This window comes from Caballeronia arvi, from assembly GCF_001544695.2.
In the GTDB taxonomy this organism is placed as follows: Bacteria; Pseudomonadota; Gammaproteobacteria; order Burkholderiales; family Burkholderiaceae; genus Caballeronia; species Caballeronia arvi.
In genome coordinates this window covers 65,060-80,520 of sequence record NZ_FCOM02000023.1, presented here as the reverse complement: position 1 = coordinate 80,520, position 15,461 = coordinate 65,060, and the positions used below count along the sequence as shown (strand labels likewise).

Genomic DNA, 15,461 nt, shown 5'->3' with positions numbered 1-15,461 from the left:
TTTTTGGTTTCGCCGGATCCCGTATTGGTGTTGGTTTATTAGCTTCGCCCCTGTGCGGGGCGGCAGTCACTTTCTTTGCTGCTGCAAAGAAAGCAACTGTATTGAGAGTCAAGCGGAGACGCGGTAGAAATCAGATTTTAGGCGGGCTCCAGGGCGTTTCATCGCGCATCATGGCGTTGAGTTGAGTGAGTAGCTTGCGCATGCCGGCAATGAAGGCGACCTTGGTTTTCTTGCCGTTGGCGCGCAGCCGATCGCAAAACGCCTTGATGTCGGGATTGGCCCGTTGAGCGGCCACGCAGGCCATGTACAGCGCACGCCGCACGGTGCATCGGCCTCCCATGATATGGCGCTGGCCTTTCTGTTTTCCGCTGTCGACATTGAAGGGCGCCAGTCCGACAAGCGAGGCGATTTCGCGCCTGTCGAGTTTGCCCAGTTCAGGCAGAAAGGCAATAAGCGCGGCGGCCGTCGTGCGACCCACGCCGGGCATGGAGCGCAGCAGGGTTTCGCTTTTGCACCAGAGTTCGTTGGCGTGCAGGAAGACGTCGATGTCGCGATCGGTGTCCTTGATGCGCTGCTTGAGAAACTGGATCAGTTCGTCGATGCTGGGCCAGGAAGATTTATGAGCGCGTTTGCGGCGATGCTGCTCGCCCGTGAGCATGTCGATGAGCTGAGTGCGACGCAGAATCAGCGCCTGCAGTTCCTGAGTTTGTTCGTCGCTCAGAGGCCGCACTTCAGGTTTGATGACGGCAGCGTAATGCGCGATCACGCGCGCATCGATCCGATCGGTCTTGGCCTGCTTGCCGGTGGATCGGGCAAAGTCGCGCACCCGTTTGGAATTGACGGCGACGGCAGGCAGACCGGCCTGACAGCAGGCTTCGAGGACAGCGCGCTCGAGCTTGCCGGTGGCTTCAAGCACGATAAGCTGCGGCTTGATCGGACGCAACTTGTCGAGCAGGGAGGCGATGCCATCGGGAGAATTAGCGACGCGAAAGTATTCGTTGGAATCGTGGAAGGCGACGTCGAGAAACTCACCACCGACATCGATGCCGACGAACAAGGGAGAAACGCAAGAAGATTGGATTTGGTTCACCACAGCACCCATACTTGTAAAGATACGAGCTCGAGGCTCAGTCAACTGTCCGGGTTCAGAGCGGTAAAGAAGGAAGCGGCGCCACAAGCTTTCTTTCGGGCTGCGAGGCCCTTGTAACCTAAACGGGCTACCGCTTCCAGCGAACCGAAGGGATCAACTTCGGGGCGCTAATAACGTTATACAAGTAACCAAAGAAAGCAGCTCTCCCCATCCAAAGTGCCTCACGCCGGCCGCGGCACAGGCGATTGACCTAATGGCCCGGCTATAGCGAGTGCCCTCACAGAACTCACGCGGCTTGGATCGCGGACCCACTGCGGCGTACCGCCGTTTAACGAACTGGTGCAGCCCTTGCAAGCTCCAGCCCGCTTCGCGGCCGACCGGTCAATCGGGTCCGCACGCGCTTCCTTGCTGACCTTTTTCATTCGCGGTTAGCTGGTTTCCCTTGCAGACCCTTCGGCAGCGCGTAGCGCTGTGCCGGAACTCTTTTGTGCTGAACCAGCACGCTTAAAGCTATCGGGCGGCAGACCGTGCGCAATCCACGCCCGACGAGACCTACGAGAACACTCGCTACTCTGGGGCCATTAGGTCAATCGCCTGTGCCGCGGCCGGTGTGAAGTGCTTAGGCTGGGGATAGCTGCTTTCTTTGGTTACTTTCTTTGCAGCAGCAAAGAAAGTGACTGCCGCCCCGCATAGGGGCGAAGCTAATAAACCAATACGAAATCGGGATCCAGCGAAAAAAACCAAAAGCAAAACCAAACCCACTACCATGTGAAGAACCGCCAACCCCGCCAGAAGAACCCATGCTCGAAGCCCTCTGGATCCTGCTGACAGCAATAGCCCTAACCTACGCCATAGCCTTGGCGGGCCTATATTGGCTACAGGGAAGATTGGTCTACCCGCTAGAGCAGATAGAGGCCCTCAAGAACGCCGCGTTAGAGCAACAAACCGAAGCCATCAGCATAAAAACCGCAGACAACCTGACCCTGACAGCCCGCTACAAAGCGCCGCCAGGCAAAACCGCCCCCACAATAATCCTCTTCCACGGCAACGGCGAAGACCTCACCCAACGCGCCCATATCGCGCTGGAGATGATCGAAGCCGGCTACGGCGTGCTCCTCGCCGAATACCGCGGCTACGGCGGCAACCCCGGCAAGCCTCACGAAGCCGGCCTCTATGCCGATGCCCGCGCCGCCTACGCCTACGCCTACGCTTCTGCACGTTCGAAACACATCGTGCTGCACGGCTATTCGCTCGGCTCAGGCGTCGCCGTGCAACTCGCGAGCGAAGCCAAAATCGATGCGCTGATACTCGAGGCGCCGTTCACCAGCATCGTCGATGTCGCGGCGAAGCGCTTCTGGCTCTTTCCCGTGCGCCTTTTCGCGCGCGACCGCTATGCGAGTCTGTCGAAAATCGCTTCCGTCGACGCGCCCATCCTGATCTACGGCGGAACGAAAGACGGCGTGATCCCGCCCGAGCACTTTCAACGCCTCTTCGATGCCGCCCGCGGCGACAAGCGTCTCGCACTCATCGAAGATGCCGATCATCTCGATGTCTGGTCGATGGGCGGCCGCGAGCAGGTCATGCAATTTCTCGCATCGCTCGAATCGGCACGCCACGCGATGCAAGCCTAAGCGTCCGCCGTTTTCTTGCGCGCACGTCCTTGCTTGAGCGTGATCCACGTCGGCGCATGATCGCTCGCATGCGGCTCGCCACGCACCCATTTATCGACGCCCGCATCTTCCAGCTTCTTCGCGAGATCCTTGCTGAGCAGAATGTGATCGATACGCAAACCCGAATTCGTCTGCCAGTGATTGCGAAAGTAATCCCAGAACGTATAGATGCGCTCATCGGGAAACTTCTTGCGCAACGCATCCGTCCAGCCCTGCGCGAGCAAATCCGCATAGGCCGCGCGGCTCTCGGGCTGCAACAGCGCATCCTTGAGCCATGAGCGCGTGTTGTAGATGTCCTCGTCGGTGGGCACGACGTTGTAATCGCCCGCGAGCACCACGGGATGACCGCTATCGAACAACGCCTTCGCATGCGCGTTGAAACGCTCGAACCAGGCAAGCTTGTAATCGAACTTCGGGCCGGGCTGCGGATTGCCGTTCGGAAGATACAGACAGCCGATCACCACGCCGCCCACCGCCGCTTCGATATAACGGCTATGCGTATCGTCCTCGAAACCGGGCAGCCCGCGGCGGCTGAGCACCGGATCGGCGCCTTTCGCGAGAATCGCCACGCCATTCCACGATTGCTGTCCGTGCCATAACGCACCATAGCCCGCGTTGGCGATCGCATCGGCGGGAAACTGCGCGTCCGTCGCTTTCAGTTCCTGCAGGCAGACGATATCGGGCGATTCGCGCTCGAGCCATTTCAACAAGGCGTCGAGCCGCGGACGGATGCCGTTGATGTTGAAGGTCGCGATTTTCACTCGGCGTCTCTCCATCGGTGGATCGGAATCGATCGTACACGCGTCGCAGATTGCGTGCCGCATCGAACGCGAGCGCGCAGGCCGAAAATCTGCGACAGTCACGCAGAATCGACCACGACCCACATCCATGTCCGAAGGCTCCGTTCACTGGCAACGCAATCTCTACGTGTGCGTGTTCGGCTCGTTCACGACCCTCATGGCGATGACGCTGCTGCTCCCCTTCCTGCCGATCTATGTGCAGCAGTTGGGCGCGACATCGGTGGACGCAGCCGTGCAGTGGTCGGGCGTCGCGTTCGGCGCGACCTTTCTCGCGGCGGGCCTCGTCGCGCCGCTCTGGGGACGCCTCGCCGATCGCTACGGCAGAAAGCCGATCCTGATCCGCGCGAGCCTCGGCATGGCGATCACGATGTCGCTGCTCGGCCTCGTGCAAACGGTCTGGCAGCTCGTCGCGATGCGCTTTCTAGCGGGACTCGTCGGCGGCTATGCGAGCGGCGCCATCGTGATGATCGCGACGCAAACGCCCCGGCATCGCACCGCCTGGGCGCTCGGCACGCACGCGGCGGGCATGATGGCGGGCAATCTCGTCGGCCCGCTCGTTGGCGGCTTGTTGCCGGGTCTCATCGGCATCCGCGCGACCTTCTTTCTCGCGGGCGGCCTCATCTTCTGCTCGTTCATCATGACGACGCTGCTCGTGAAGGAAGAGCGCCGCACGCCGGACAGCGCGAGAACGACGCCACGCGGCGGATGGCGCGACGTGCCGCTGCTCGCGCCCGTGTTCGCGATGCTCGCGAGCGCAATGCTGCTCATGTTCGCGAACATGTCGATCGAGCCAATCATCACGGTCTATGTAGCGCAGCTCGTCGACGACCCGAAGAAGATCACGCTCGTCGCGGGCGTCGTGATGTCGGCCGCCGCGCTCGGCAGCGTGCTCGCCGCGCCGCGCATCGGACGGCTCGCGGACCGCGTCGGCGCGCCGAAGGTCATCGTCGGATGTCTCGCCCTATGCGGCGTGCTGCTGATACCGCAGATCTTCGTCACCAACGGCACGCAGCTCGTCGTGCTGCGCTTCCTGATGGGCCTCGCATTGGGCGGCCTCCTGCCCGCGATCACGAGCGTCGTGCGTCATAACGTGCCGGACCATGCGGCGGGCTACATCCTCGGCTATGCGACGTCCGCGCAATACATCGGACAAGTGACGGGACCGCTCGCGGGCGGTTTCATCGCCGCGCATTCGGGCATGCGCTCCGTGTTCGTGATGACGAGCGTGCTGATGTTCGCGGGCGCGGCGTTCAATGCGTGGGTCTTTCTGCGAAAGCAACGCGCCCGCGAGACCGGCGCTTAACGCCCGACGCTCAGCGCTTCTCGCTGTCGAGATGCGCCATCTGCACGGCTTCGTAACGATCGCCCGACGCCGCGCCCTTCGGCACCGCCGCTTCGATCGCGGCGAGTTCGTCGTTCGTCAGCACGACGTCGAGCGCGCCGAGCGATTCCGTCAGCCGATCGCGCCGACGCGCGCCGATGACCGGCACGATGTCATCGCCCTGCGCGAGCACCCACGCAATCGCGATCTGCGCCACGCTCACGCGCTTCGTATCGGCGATCTTGCGCAGTGCATCGACGAGCGCGAGATTGCGTTCGACATTGCCCTGCTGAAAGCGCGGACTGTTCGCGCGCCAGTCGCCCGATTGCGCGGCGTCACGGCTCCAGTGCCCGCTGATCAATCCGCGCGACAGCACGCCATACGCCGTGACACCGATGCCGAGCTCGCGGCACGCCGGCAGGATCGCATCCTCGATGCCGCGCGAGATCAGCGAATACTCGATCTGCAAGTCGCACACGGGATGCACGGCGGCGGCCTTGCGAAGCGTCTCTGCACCCACTTCCGACAGCCCCACATGACGCACATAACCCGCGTCGATCATGTCGGCGATCGCGCCGACGGTATCCTCGATGGGCACGTTCGCATCGAGCCGGGCGGGGCGATAGATGTCGATATGATCGACGCCGAGCCGCTGCAGCGTGTACGCGAGCGCGCTCTTCACGGCGACAGGCCGGCCATCGAAGGCAATGAAATTGCCCGCCGGATCGCGCATGCCGCCGAACTTCACGCTGAGAATCGCCGCATCGCGGCGCGACGGCGGCGCGCTTCGCAGGGCCTCGCCGATCAGCATTTCGTTGTGGCCCATGCCGTAGAAGTCGCCGGTGTCGAGCAGCGTGACGCCTGCTTCGAGCGCGGCGTGAATCGTCGCGATGCTTTCCGCGCGATCCGACGGCCCGTACATGCCCGACATGCCCATGCATCCCAGTCCGATGGCGGCCGATTGCGGCCCGGTCTTGCCGAGTTTGCGTTGTTCCATGTTGATTCTCTCCTGAAGGACTTGCGCCGCGCATACCGGCGATGGAGAGCATTATGTGAGCAAAAACCCCGTGCGATAATCCGCCTCAATACGAATGGGCTGTGCGCCGAGGCGAACAATGACCGAACCCGACCTGTCGGATCTCCACGCGTTTATGGCCGTCGCGCGTTCGCGCGGCTTCCGGCAGGCGGCGCTGTTGCGCGGCGTGTCGGCGTCGTCTTTGAGCGAGGCGATACGCAGGCTCGAAACGCGTCTGGGCGTGCGGCTTCTGAATCGCACGACGCGCAGCGTGACGCCGACCGAAGCGGGCGGGCGCCTGATCGAGCGCCTCGCGCCCGCGTTCGCGGAGATCGCCAGCGCGCTCGATGCCGTCAACGGCTTTCGCGACAGCCCGACCGGCACGCTGCGCCTGAACGTGCCGACCATCGTGTCACGCGAAGTATTGCCGCCCATCGTCGCGCGCTTTCTTGCGGCGCATCCGGGCATCACGCTCGAACTGAGCGCAAGCGATAACTTCATCGACGTGCTCGCGGCGGGTTTCGATGCGGGCATCCGCTATGACGAACGCATCGAACGCGACATGATCGCGGTTCCCATCGGGCCGCGCACGCAGCGCTTCGTCGCGGTGGCCGCGCCTGCTTATCTCGACGCGCACGGCGAGCCGAAGCATCCGCGCGATCTGGTGAATCACGCGTGCATCGGCCATCGCTTCGAAAGCGGCGTGCTGGCGGTGTGGGAGTTCATGCGCGGCAAGGACGTGATCCGCATCGTGCCGCAAGGGCCGCTCGTCACGTCGTCGATCGAGGTGAGCCGCGCGTGCGCCATCGCGGGCCTGGGCCTCGTTTATACGTTCGATGAATTCGTGCGCGAAGCCATCGACAGCGGCGCGCTCGTGCCGGTACTCAAACCGTGGTGGCAAAGCTTCACCGGACCGCGTCTTTACTATCCGAGCCGCGCGCACGTGCCGGGGCCGTTGCGCGCGTTCATCGACTTCATTCGCGCCGAAGCCTGATCGCCGGACTCATTGCTGCACGCCCCAGCGGCGCACGGTCACGCGCTCGACGGTATCGAACACGAGATGTTCGACCGCCAGCCCGATCACGATGACCGCAGCCAGCCCCGCGAATACGCGATCCGTATAGAGTTCGTTGCGGTTCTGGAAGATGTACCAGCCGAGACCGCCCTTGCCAGAACTCGCCCCGAACACGAGCTCGGCCGCGATCAGCGTGCGCCACGCGAACGCCCAGCCCACGCGCAATCCCGCGAGTATCGAAGGCAACGCGGCGGGTACGAGAATCAGCATGACGTGACGCATGCCGTTCAGTCCATAGTTTCGGCCCGTCATGCGCAAAGTCGAAGGCACCGCCTGAAATCCCGCGTAGGTGTTGAGCGCGAGCGGCCACAACACCGAATGCACGAGCACGAAGAGAAGACTGCCGGTACCGAGACCGAACCACAGCAACGCGAGCGGCAAGAGCGCGATGGACGGCAGCGGATTGAACATCGCCGTGAGCATCGAGAGAATGTCGCGTCCGATGCGCGTCGAAACCGCAAGCGATGTCAGCGCGAACGCGAGCGCTGCGCCGAGTACATAGCCGCGCAACAGTACCGACATCGAAATGCCGATCTTCGCGATGAGTTCACCCGACGCGATGCCCTGCACGAATGCAACGAAGGTCGCGCTGAAAGTCGGCAGCAGCAGATCGTTGTCGACGGCGCGCGCGGCGATTTCCCACAGCGCGATCAGAACGAGCGCGATGATCGTCTTGCGCAGCCACGAGCGGTCCGCGAGACGCTTCGCAAGCGGCAGCGGCGCGTCGTGTTCGATGCCGATGGGCGCCGTGGGCGTGACTTCATATTCGGGCCGCACGGGCGGCGCGATCAGATGCGGCGTGCTCACAGCGCGGCCTCCTCTTCGAACAGCAATCGATGAATGCGCGCGACGCTCTGCTGAAACTCGCCGCGGCCCAGGCTTTCCTGCGTGTATTGATGACTGTTCAGTTCAGCGCGCACGCGTCCCGGATGCGGTGTCAACAGCAGAATGCGATTGCCGACGATGAGCGCTTCCTCGATCGAATGCGTGACGAACAACAGCGTGAAGCGCTCGTCGCTCCAGAGCCGCAAAAGCTCCTCCTGCATGCGGCGGCGCGTGAGCGCATCGAGTGCGGCGAATGGTTCGTCCATCAGCAGCACGCGCGGCTGCATTGCAAGCGCGCGGGCTATGGCGACGCGTTGCTTCATGCCGCCGGAAAGCGTGTGCGGATAGGCATCCGCGAATTTGGCGAGGCCGACCTTGTCGAGATAATGCAGCGCGCGCTCGCGTGCTTCCGCGCGGCCGAGCTTGCGCGCGGCGCGCAACGGAAAGGCCACGTTCTGCACGACGGTCTTCCACGGCGGCAGTTGATCGAACTCCTGGAACACGACGATGCGATCCGCGCCCGGCCCGCGCACGCGTTCGCCGCCGATCTCGATGCTGCCCGCAACCGGTTCGATGAAACCGGCGACAGCCTTCAACAGAGTCGACTTGCCGCAGCCCGAAGGCCCGAGCAGCACGAAGCGGTCGGCGCCATAGACATCGAAGCTGACGTCGTGCGTCGCGCGCACGAGCCGCTCCGGCGTGCGGTATTCGAGCGTGACGTTCTTCGCGCTGAGCAGCTTGCCGCTGATGGAAGCGTCGGCATCGGCGTCCCTTGAGTACAGCGCTTGAGGATTAGCGGCCATGTTCGATGTGCTGGATTGCAAACGCTCACGATAACGGCGCACACGCGCGCGACGAACCAATCATTGCGCATATTCAATCCGTGATCGTCGATAAGCGCTGCGTCAGCTTCCTTCCTTCGTCGCGGGATCGCTGAAGAAGTAGTCCTGCCACGACTTCGGCTCGTTCCTGATCGCGCCCACGCGATGCATGAACTGCGCGAGCGCGAGCGTGTTCTGCGGCGCGACCTTGAACTGCACTGAAGGATCCTTGATGACCTTGATGAGCAGATCGCGATCGATCTTCGCGTTGTTCACGCGCAGATAGATATCGGCGGACTGTTCGGGATGTTGCGTGACATAGCGTGCGGCATCGGCGAGACCGGCGACGAACGCGCGATATGTCTTTGGATTCTCGTTGCGGAATTTCTCGGTCGCGTAGAGCACGGTCGCGGAGCTGGGCCCGCCGAGCACGTCGTATGAATTGAGCACGATATGCGCCTTCGGATTGCCCGCGAGTTCCTGCTGCTGAAACGGCGGATTGCCGAAATGCGCGTTGATTTCCGTGCCGCCCGCGATGACCGCCGCCGTTGCATCGGGATGCGGCACCGCTTGCGTGAGCTTGTCGAGTCGATCGAAATGCTTGTCGCCCCATTGCTTCGCGGCCGCGTATTGCAGGATGCGCGACTGCACGGAGACGCCGACGGCAGGCACCGCGATGCGATCCTTATCGCTGAAATCGGCGATGGTCTTCACGCGCGGATCGTTCGACACGAGGTAATACGGAAAATTTCCGAGCGACGCGACGCCCTTCACGTTCTTCCGTCCGTGCGTGCGGTCCCAGATCGTCAGCAAGGGACCGACGCCCGCCGCCGCGATATCGACCGAGCCTGACAGCAGCGCATCGTTGACGCTCGAACCGCCCGAGAGCTTGGCCCAGTCGACCTTGATATCGAGCCCTTCCTTCTTGCCTTCCTGCTCGATGAACTTTTGATCGCGTGCGACGTTGAGCAACAGATACACGACGCCGAATTGCTCGGCGACGCGCAGCGTGCCTTCGGCACGCACACTCGCCGACGTGATGCCGAGCGACACCGCCAGCGCGGCGACGAGCGCGCGTGCGGCGCCCTTCCCTGTCCGAGAATGCATCGAGAAAACCCCGTAATTTAAGGAATATTGTTAGAAGGGCGCGTCGCCTTCGATGGTCGTGCGATACAGCTTGCGACGCTGATCGTCGGGCGTGCCCGCCGCGAGATGCATGACCGAGCGGTTGTCCCAGAACACCATATCGCGCTCACGCCACTCATGGCGATAGACGAACTCGGGCTGCGTGCTGTGCGCGAACAGTTCCGCGAGCAAGGCGCGGCTTTCGTCGTCGGGCAAGCCGATCACGCGCGTCGTGAAATGCTCGCTGACGAAGAGCACACGGCGCTTCGTTTCGGGATGCGTGCGCACGATCGGATGCGTCACGGGCTTCACTTGCGCGATCTGCTCGGCCGAGAGATTGGGGCGCCACGGACTGCGCTTTTGCAGCTCCGCGTATTTGGCGAGGTACGTGTGCTCGGCGACGCGCCCTTCCACGGCCTCTTTCAGATGCGCGGGCAACGTGTCCCACGCGAGATGCTGATTCGCAAACAGCGTGTCGCCGCCGATAGCCGGCAATTCCTGCGCGTGCAGCATCGATCCGAGGCTCGGTTTGTCCTTGTACGAGAGATCGGAATGCCAGAAGTAGCCGGCATCGCCGAGGCCGATCGGCTGGCCGTTCTCGACGATATTCGACACGATCAGCACTTCCGGATACCCCGCGAGCCCGAACTGATGCAGCACGTGAATCTGCAACGGACCGAAGCGCTTGCTGAACGCGATCTGCTCATCCGGCGTGATGTGCTGATCGCGAAACACGAGCACGTGATGATCCAGATGCGCGCGGTGAATGCGCGCGAAATCGGCTTGCGAAAGGGGCTTCGAGAGATCGAGCCCGATGACTTCGGCGCCGAGCGGCGCATCGAACTTGCGGATTTCGATGGGCTGATCAGCGGCGTCTTGGGCAGCGCGCTCGGATTGGGGGGCGGTCTGAATCGTCACGTTAGAACTTATAGCAATCGATGACTTCGGGGAAGCGACCAATCTAACGCGCGGTGATTCGGGCCGCAACGAAGCATCTGCGATTTCTTTATGCGCCGATGAAATAAGGTGCGCGCTTCATTCGTCCGCTTCATTCGCCCGCAATATCGAACGGCAATTCGACCTGCACCGGTTCGATGAAACCGCTCTCGTCGCGCCCGGCCAGCGCGCTGACTCTTACGCCGAGCAACCTGATCCTGCGATCGAGCACGATGCGTTTCAGGCATTCGGTCGCCGCGCGGCGAATCTCGGCCGGATCGGCCGTCGCGACGGGAATGGTCAGATCGCGCGTCACGGTGCGGAAGTCGTCGAAACGCAGCTTGATGCCGACCGTGCGCCCGACATAGCCTTTGCGCTGCAAGTCTTCGGCGACGCGCGTGCACAGTCCCGTGAACTCCGCCGAGAGCGTCGCGCGATCGTGCTTCGGATGAAAGTCGCGCTCGAAGGTCGTCTCGCGGCTCATCGACTTCGGTGTCGAGCTGACGACGACGGGCCGCTCGTCCTGTCCCTGCGCGATACGCGCAAGCCAGGCCGCATACGTGTGGCCGAAGTGCGTCTGCAGCAGACCAGGATCGGCGGCGGCGATATCGCCCACGGTCACGATGCCGAGCGCCGCGAGCTTTTCGCTCGCCTTCGGTCCGATGCCGTTGACCTTGCGCGCGGCGAGCGGCCAGATGCGCGTCGGCAGGTCGTTCATCGTGAGGATGGTGAGACCGTCGGGCTTGTCGAGCTCGGAACCGATCTTCGCGAGCAGCTTGTTCGGCGCGATGCAGATCGAGCAGCTCAGCCCGGTCGCGTCTCGCACGGCGTCCTTCATGCTTTGGCCGATCTCCGCGGACTCGCCGGCCAGATCGCTCACATCGATATAAATCTCGTCGATGCCGCGATTCTCGATTTGCGTCGTGAAGCCAGCGACGGCCGCCTTGAAAACCCGCGAGTAATGGCGATAAGACTCGAAATCGGTCGGCAGAAGGATGGCGTCGGGCGCGAGCTGCGCGGCTTTCATCATGCCCATCGCAGAGAACACGCCGAACTTGCGCGCCTCGTACGTGGAAGTGGTCACGACGCCGCGGCCCGCGTAATCGCGCAAGCGTTTGAAGCGGCGCGTGCCATCGGAGAGCGTTTCCGGCGTGGCGCTGCGGCCGCCTCCGACCACGACCGGCATGCCGCGCAACTCGGGATAGCGCAGCAGTTCGACGGACGCGAAGAACGCATCCATGTCCAGATGCGCGATGCGGCGCGGGGCGAGTGCGGGAGAAGGCGCGTCCATCGGGCGCTCAGAACGCCGCAACGCAAAACGAAGAATGGACGAACGCGCGGAACATGCGGTGGCGATTCACGGCGCCGCGTTGCGCGGCGCCGTCGTGGAAAGAAAATGGCTTACTGTACATCCATACAGGTATTCGCGCTAGCGCCTTTCCTCGCGCGCGTAGCCGCTTCACTCCGGCGTGCGCTTTTCCGCGAGCGCGCGGCGGCAATCGTCGAAAACCTGCCGCACGACATCCGATTGATAGTTGAGATCTTCGCTGTCGAGAATTTCTTCGACGGCAGCGCGCGCCCAGTCCGCTTCGAGCATCGCGCAATGCTGCGTGGCGATATCCCGGGCGATGGCTGCGAGCTTCGCGATCGTGAGCCAGTCCGCGAACCGCTGATGCCGGTCCAGCCATTTATGCGCGGCCTGCACGTGAAACGAGGGCGCGGGCCAGTCGCCATTCAAGTAATACGCGCCGAGACTGCCGCACGTGAGCCAGCAGAGTAACTCGACGCGGTCGCGGGCACTGAGGGTACGAGACACATCGTTCATGGCGGCCTTCACGAAGACGATCGACGAATGCGGATTACGCGCGGCGTTCCGTATGAAATCCCTATAAAACAAAGATAGCACGGGATGGTGCGGCGCGGCAGTGCCTTTCACGCGGCACGTTCCGCTGCACGGTGCGCTGGCGAACGCTTCGTCATGGCGGCCATAAAACCCTTCATTCGCCGCTCTCATTTAACGCTAATTCGTGCGGCATAACCTGCATTCGTCGGCCTCACACGCAGGCCTTCCAATGACAGGAGCACATCATGTTCGAACGTTTTTCGAAATCCCTCGGCAGCTTCTTCTCGATGCACGATACCCACGACGACTATCTCTCCTCATCGAGCGATCTCGCCGATCTCGAGCGCCGCATGCGTCAGGTCGAAACGGAGGATCACGACTACAGCATGCATTTCTGCGGCGCGCTCGGCCGACATTACGATGCGCGATGACCCGCGCCATTCATGCAATGCGCTACTTCGTTTCTTCGCGGCCCGCCTGGCCCAGCATCACGGTCCAGCCGAGCCCGCGCACGTTGCGAATCACGCTCGCGCCGAATTTCTTGCGCACCGAATGGATAAGCACGTCCACCGCGTTGCTTTCCACTTCCTTGCCCCAGCCGTAGAGCCGGTCTTCCAACTGATCGCGCGAGAAGATCGTGCCGGGACGTTCGAGCAGCGCGTGCATCAATGCGAATTCGCGCGCGGACAGCACGCCGGAAGTTTCACCGCACGTGAGCGTGCGTTGGTCGAGATTGAGGCTGATGGAATCGTCGCCGAGACGCGAGACCGCATAGCCCGCCTTGCGCCGCAGCACCGCGCGAATGCGCGCGAGCAGCTCGGGCATGTCGAAGGGTTTGAGCAGATAGTCGTCTGCGCCGAGGTCGAGGCCTTGCACACGCGTATCGAGATCGTCGCGGGCAGTGAGGATCAGCACCGGCGTCGCATTGCCCGCCGTGCGCGCCTGCCGCAAGAGCTCGATGCCCGTCATGCCCGGCAAGCCGAGATCGAGCAGCACCACGGTGTATTCGGCGGCGTCGAGCGCCTCGCGGCCCGCATTGCCATCGCGCACCCAGTCGACGGCGTAGTCGGCATCCTTGAGCGCACGCATGAGGCTCGTGCCGATCTGCACATCGTCTTCGATCAGAAGAATTCGCATGTTCCCACCCCGCTCCCGCGAGAATGGCGCGCGCCACGCGCCCGGAAAGCGGCGCGAAGGAATCGACATGCGACCGGTCGTTCTATTTCATTCTTGACCGGCGATATTCACTTCGCACCACGCAGCGAATGCATTGTAATCGGCGTAAATCGGCGCGCAAATCCCTATGTGTTTCATGCGCAATCGGTCACGGCCGCAGCGCTTTCCGTGACTTCCTCGACGGGAAAGCCAATCGACGCGACGATGCCCGAGCGTCCGTCCTTGCGATTCGCCAGCGTGACGTCGCCGCCATAGCGCGCGGCGATCGCCTTCACGATCGACAGGCCGAGCCCGCTGCCCTCGATGTCCGGGTTCGCGCGGAAAAAGCGGTCGAACACGCGCGGCAGCAGCGCTTCGTCGATGCCCGGCCCCGTATCGACGACATCGATCCAGACCATGTCGCCATCGCGCCGCATGCGCAGATCGATGGTCCCGCCATCGGGCGTATAACGCACCGCGTTCGACACGAGATTCTTCACCGCCATGCCGATATCCGTCTCGATCGCGCGCACGTGGGCATTCACCATTTCCTCCGCGCCGATATCGAGGCCGCGCGAGATCGCGATCGGCAGCACGTCGGAGACCGCGCCCGTCACCACCGCGGAGAGATCCACGCGCGAAAGCGGCGTGCCGTTCATGGGCGCATCGGCGCGCGCGAGCCGCAACAGTTGCGTGATGAGACCGCCCGCGCGCGCGATGCCCTTACGCAACTCCTGAAAGCGCTCCTGATTGCCCGGATAAATGTGCGGCGCGAGATTGTCGGCCTGGAGCTGAAGCGCGGTGAGCGGCGTGCGCAGTTCGTGCGCGGCGTCGGCGATGAACTTGCGCTCCTTGTCGATCGAGTCCGCGAGGCGCTCGATCATCGTATTGATCGAATGAATGAAGGGCTTGATCTCCGTGGGCACGCCGACCGTCTGCAGCGGTTGCAGATGACTCATGTCGATGCACTGCACTTCCTTGCCGAGCTGATTCAACTGGCTCAGCGAACGGCGCACGATGAGCGCCACCGCGATCCACACGAGCGGCAGCAGCACGGCGATCGGCCAGAGCGTGACCGCGGCGGTTTCCGTAGTGAGCTCGCGGCGCACGGACGAGCGTTGCGCGACCTGGATCGTCATGGTCGGCTCTTGTCGCGTGAAAAGGCGCCAGTGCTCGTCGTTGACTTCGACGCCGGTAAAGCCCGGCTGCGCGTCGCGCGGAAAATGCAAGGAAGGATCGGTCGTGCGGAACGGGAGCGCTTCACCCGGCTTCCACACGACGGCGACGACATCGCCTTCGTCCTGCGTTCCGCGCGCCGGATTTTTCGGCAGGCTTTCGGCGAGGCCATCGCGCAGCCGCGCCGCGACCTGCACCAGACGCATGTCGAGCAGCGCGCTCATACCGGTCTTGCTCAACTGATACGAACTGACGCCCTGCACGACGCCGATTACAGTCACGAGCAAACACAGCGCGACGACCAGCTGATTCTTCAGTGATTTGAGCATGCGAGTCTGCCGCCTCGAAGGGGACACGGACGAACCGGAACGCAAAGCAATTTCCGGTTCGATTTTAGGCGACATTCGCGTGGATTTCGTTATGAAAGACGACATATGCGTGACAGTTGGGGCTGTCCGTTGCGGCGTTGAAAGCGTCGCGCGGACGCCTGTAGTGAGTAGTGACGTTGGGGCGGATCGTCCGGCGCTGAAGTAAGCACGCCATCCATCCATACAAACAGCCTAGCCGCGAATAATTAGCGATTTATTAGCGATTCATGCGGACGCGCGA

The 15,461-nt window shown here is 62.7% G+C and carries 15 protein-coding genes; 4 read left to right on the top strand and 11 right to left on the bottom strand.

What is annotated here, in order from left to right; translation table 11 throughout:
- Positions 1 to 130: 130 nt before the first annotated feature.
- A complete protein-coding gene (locus AWB74_RS23660) occupies positions 131 to 1,102 on the bottom strand; it encodes an IS110 family RNA-guided transposase (protein ID WP_061149132.1) in 972 nt (323 codons plus the stop codon).
- Positions 1,103 to 1,890: 788 nt separating this feature from the next.
- Here AWB74_RS23660 and AWB74_RS23655 point away from each other — a divergent pair.
- A complete protein-coding gene (locus AWB74_RS23655; RefSeq protein ID WP_061149131.1) occupies positions 1,891 to 2,721 on the top strand; it encodes an alpha/beta hydrolase in 831 nt (276 codons plus the stop codon).
- On the opposite strand, the gene AWB74_RS23650 is transcribed toward AWB74_RS23655, so the two are convergent.
- Complete coding sequence (locus AWB74_RS23650) at positions 2,718 to 3,536, bottom strand: exodeoxyribonuclease III (protein WP_061149162.1); 819 nt, start codon at positions 3,534 to 3,536, stop codon at positions 2,718 to 2,720. The two genes, AWB74_RS23655 and AWB74_RS23650, sit on opposite strands and share 4 nt — an antisense overlap.
- On the opposite strand from AWB74_RS23650, the gene AWB74_RS23645 reads away from it, so the two are divergent.
- Complete coding sequence (locus AWB74_RS23645) at positions 3,490 to 4,863, top strand: MFS transporter (protein WP_327362323.1); 1,374 nt, start codon at positions 3,490 to 3,492, stop codon at positions 4,861 to 4,863. The genes AWB74_RS23650 and AWB74_RS23645 overlap by 47 nt on opposite strands.
- Before the next feature lie 10 nt (positions 4,864 to 4,873).
- On the opposite strand, the gene AWB74_RS23640 is transcribed toward AWB74_RS23645, so the two are convergent.
- Positions 4,874 to 5,878 carry an aldo/keto reductase gene (locus tag AWB74_RS23640; protein WP_061149129.1) on the bottom strand — a complete coding sequence of 335 codons (1,005 nt, stop codon included), beginning with the start codon at positions 5,876 to 5,878 and terminating at the stop codon, positions 4,874 to 4,876.
- A 118-nt stretch (positions 5,879 to 5,996) separates the two neighbouring features.
- On the opposite strand from AWB74_RS23640, the gene AWB74_RS23635 reads away from it, so the two are divergent.
- The gene (locus AWB74_RS23635) at positions 5,997 to 6,890 is read left to right on the top strand and encodes a LysR family transcriptional regulator (protein ID WP_061149128.1); all 894 of its coding nucleotides are present in this window, start codon (positions 5,997 to 5,999) and stop codon (positions 6,888 to 6,890) included.
- Positions 6,891 to 6,899: 9 nt separating this feature from the next.
- Here the strand turns inward: AWB74_RS23635 and AWB74_RS23630 are convergent, their stop codons facing one another.
- The 6 genes from AWB74_RS23630 to AWB74_RS23605 all read right to left on the bottom strand — a co-directional run bounded on the left by AWB74_RS23630 (position 6,900) and on the right by AWB74_RS23605 (position 12,503).
- On the bottom strand, positions 6,900 to 7,778 hold the full coding sequence (locus AWB74_RS23630; protein ID WP_061149127.1) for an ABC transporter permease: 879 nt from the start codon (positions 7,776 to 7,778) through the stop codon (positions 6,900 to 6,902).
- Positions 7,775 to 8,599: an ABC transporter ATP-binding protein gene (locus AWB74_RS23625; protein ID WP_061149126.1), complete on the bottom strand. Its 825-nt coding sequence runs from the start codon at positions 8,597 to 8,599 to the stop codon at positions 7,775 to 7,777. The genes AWB74_RS23630 and AWB74_RS23625 overlap by 4 nt, the downstream gene beginning before the upstream one ends.
- A 102-nt stretch (positions 8,600 to 8,701) precedes the next feature.
- Positions 8,702 to 9,724, bottom strand: a complete 1,023-nt coding sequence (locus tag AWB74_RS23620; protein ID WP_061149125.1) for an ABC transporter substrate-binding protein — start codon at positions 9,722 to 9,724, stop codon at positions 8,702 to 8,704.
- A 30-nt stretch (positions 9,725 to 9,754) separates the two neighbouring features.
- On the bottom strand, positions 9,755 to 10,654 hold the full coding sequence (locus AWB74_RS23615) for a TauD/TfdA dioxygenase family protein (RefSeq protein WP_087039162.1): 900 nt from the start codon (positions 10,652 to 10,654) through the stop codon (positions 9,755 to 9,757).
- 136 nt (positions 10,655 to 10,790) lie between these two features.
- Entirely contained in the window at positions 10,791 to 11,969 is a 1,179-nt protein-coding gene (gene dinB, locus AWB74_RS23610; protein ID WP_061149123.1) for a DNA polymerase IV, read from the bottom strand.
- 168 nt (positions 11,970 to 12,137) lie between these two features.
- Complete coding sequence (locus AWB74_RS23605; protein ID WP_061149161.1) at positions 12,138 to 12,503, bottom strand: hypothetical protein; 366 nt, start codon at positions 12,501 to 12,503, stop codon at positions 12,138 to 12,140.
- 263 nt (positions 12,504 to 12,766) lie between these two features.
- Between AWB74_RS23605 and AWB74_RS23600 the strand changes: the two genes are divergently transcribed.
- Entirely contained in the window at positions 12,767 to 12,952 is a 186-nt protein-coding gene (locus tag AWB74_RS23600; RefSeq protein ID WP_061149122.1) for a DUF3563 family protein, read from the top strand.
- A 22-nt stretch (positions 12,953 to 12,974) separates the two neighbouring features.
- Here the strand turns inward: AWB74_RS23600 and AWB74_RS23595 are convergent, their stop codons facing one another.
- A complete protein-coding gene (locus tag AWB74_RS23595; RefSeq protein ID WP_061149160.1) occupies positions 12,975 to 13,658 on the bottom strand; it encodes a response regulator transcription factor in 684 nt (227 codons plus the stop codon).
- Between the two features lie 173 nt (positions 13,659 to 13,831).
- On the bottom strand, positions 13,832 to 15,181 hold the full coding sequence (locus tag AWB74_RS23590; RefSeq protein ID WP_061149121.1) for a sensor histidine kinase: 1,350 nt from the start codon (positions 15,179 to 15,181) through the stop codon (positions 13,832 to 13,834).
- Between the last annotated feature and the right edge of the window lie 280 nt (positions 15,182 to 15,461).